General features: G+C 75.1%; 1 protein-coding gene. It reads right to left on the minus strand.

Translation table 11 applies throughout. The features are described from left to right. Positions 1-260: 260 nt before the first annotated feature. The coding region (locus DI269_RS00045; RefSeq protein ID WP_157974654.1) for an ATP-binding protein at positions 261-2,726 on the minus strand (2,466 nt) is incomplete at its 5' end.

Here is a 2,726-nt window from a genome sequence, read left to right on the forward strand (position 1 = left end):
CGTAGCCGCCCGCCTGCGCGGGGGAGGCGAGGCCGATGGTCGCGATCGCGGCGAGGCCCGCCGCGGCGGCCGCGGCCGCGACGCGGCGCTGGAACTTCTCGTTACCACTCATGCAGTGGCCCTTCTCGTTTCGGGACGCCGACGGCGTCCGCTCAACCGGTGCGGGCCGCCGGCGGTGATCCGTGCGGCGGCCCTAGACGAATACGCTCAATGAGGGTAATCGGTTGCACCGGCCGGGCCGAGAGAACGGCGAGATCCGCTCACGAGCTGAACGGCCAGTTGCTCCCGGTGAGCATGCCGGCGGCCCGGGCCTCCAGTTCCGGGTCGCCGATCTCGCGCGCCACGGTTTCGAGCTGGCGGTACAGGTGGACCGCGTTCTCGGAGAAGCCGAGGTACTGCGGCAGGCCGGCCTCGGAGGCGAGCAGTTCGTCGCGGGCCTCTTCGAGTCTGCCGAGGCGGCGCAGGCACGCGGCGGCCGAGGTGCGGGCGGCGATCACGTTCTCGGCGTTGCCGATCCGCTCGGCCCGCGCGGCCAGGACCCGCATCCGCCCGAGCATCGCCTCGGGGTCGTCGCCGTGCTCGGCGTCGATGCGCGAGAGGTGCTCGACGATGACCGAGTCGGCCAGGTCGGCCCCGAACTCCGCTTCGGCGGCGATGGCGCGCAGCAGCAGCTCGCGCGCGCCCGGGTAGTCCCCCGCGGTCATGCGGTCGGCCGCGAGGCCCTGCCAGGAGAGGATGAGGCCGAAGCGCTCGCCGAGCCGCTCGAAGATCGCGTTCGACTCGGCCAGTTCGGCCGCGGCGTCCTCGGGCCGCCCGGCCCGGTACGAGAAGTCGGTGAGGAACAGCAGGGCGATGCCCCGCACCCACGGGTGCGGCTCGATCCCGGGCTCCACCTGCGCCGCGATGGCCCGCAGCCGGTCCTCGTCGCCGGCCAGGAGCGAGCGGATGAGCGGGATCATCTGGAGCACCGGATCGGCCGCGAACAGGTCGTACCGCTCGCAGATGCGTTCGGCCCCTTCGAACTCGGCGTCCATGCGGACGGGGTCGACCCGGCCCGACCACAGGCCCCAGCTGCCGGCCATCGCGACCTTCGCGCGGTGGACCGGCGCGACCCCGGAGTCGTCGTCCACGTGCATCTCGCGGACCCGCCGGGCCAGCTCCTGGCCCTCCTCGCGGTAGCCGCGCATCCACCAGTACCACGACAGCGGCGACAGGGCCCGGAACGCGAGCCGGGCGTTCCCGGCGGCGGTCATGCGGCGGATCGCGGCGAACAGGTTCGCGTGGTCGGCCGCGAGCCGGTCGAGCCACTCGACCTGCTCGGCACTCATGAGGTGCGGCTCGGCCTCCTCGGCCAGGCCCCCGTAGTAGTCGGCATGGCGCTCATAGCGTTCGGCGGTCTCCCCCGCCTCGGCGAGCCGGGCCGCGGCGTACTCGCGCACGGTCTCCAGCAGCCGGTAGCGGCCCCCGGGCAGGCGCTGCACGAGGGACTTCTCGACCAGGCCGGTGATGTCGTCGGCCGTGGCCGAGCAGACCTCGCACGCCGCGTCGAGGTCGGCGCTGCCGCTGAAGACCGACATGCGCGCGAACACCAGGCGCTCTTCGGGGTCGAGGAGGTCCCAGGACCAGTCGACGACCGCGCGCAGCGTCCGCTGCCGCGGCTCGGCGGTGCGGGGGCCGCGGGCGAGCAGGCCGAACCGGTCGTCGAGGCGCGCGGCCAGGTCCGGCAGGGACATCGCGTGCAGCCGGGCGGCGGCGAGTTCGATCGCCAAAGGCAGGCCGTCGAGCGCGGTGCACACCTGGAGGACGGCGGCCGCGTTCGTCTCGTCCACGGTGAAGTCCGCCCCGGCCTGGCGGGCCCGCTCCTCGAACAGCAGCACCGACGCGTGGGATCTCAAGTCGGCCAGGGGTTCGGCGCGTTTGGGCAGCGGCAGCGGGCCGAGGCCGAACACGGTCTCGCCGGTGATGCCCAGGCCCTCGCGGCTGGTGGCGATCACCCGCAGGCCCCGGGCCCGCCCGAGCAGGCGCGCGAGGAGCCCGGCGACGTCGTCGATCAGGTGCTCGCAGTTGTCCACGACCAGCACGAGGTCGCGGTCCCACAGCGCGTCGGCGAGGCGCCGCACCGGGTCCTCGCTGCGGCGCGCGAGGATCGACTCGCCCAGGCCGATCGCGTCGCCGAACGCCTCCGGCAGGCGCGCCGGGTCACTGACGGGCGCGAGCTCGACCATGCGGACGGTCCGCCCGGCGTCGACGAGCCGGTGGGCGGCCTCGACGGCGAGGCGGGTCTTCCCGGTGCCGCCGGGCCCGGTCAAGGTCACGAGGCGGTGGGCGTCCAGGAGCGCGGGCAGCTCGGCGAGTTCGCGCTCGCGGCCGATGCACGCGGTGAGCGGCTGCGGGAGCCGGTTCGGCTTCGTCTGGGCCGCAGCGGGTTCGATGCCGCGCAGGACGGCCACGTGCGCGTCGGCCAGGACCGGCGAGGGGTCGACGCCGAGGTCGTCGGCGAGCTTCGCGCGGACGTCCTCGTAGACCGCGAGCGCGTCGGCGCGGCGGCCGGAGGCGGCGAGGGCCCGCATGTAGCGGGCGGCGTCGGGCTCGTTCAGCGGGTCGGCGGCGTGGCGGGAGGCGAGGTCGGCCAGGACCGCGTCGGCGCCGTCCAGGCGCAGGCGGGCCTCGACGTGGAGGGCCGCGACCGCTTCGCGGCGCACGGCCAGGCGCACCGCGGCGGCGTC

It is taken from the genome of Glycomyces dulcitolivorans, from assembly GCF_003265355.1.
Taxonomy (GTDB): Bacteria; Actinomycetota; Actinomycetes; order Mycobacteriales; family Micromonosporaceae; genus Glycomyces; species Glycomyces dulcitolivorans.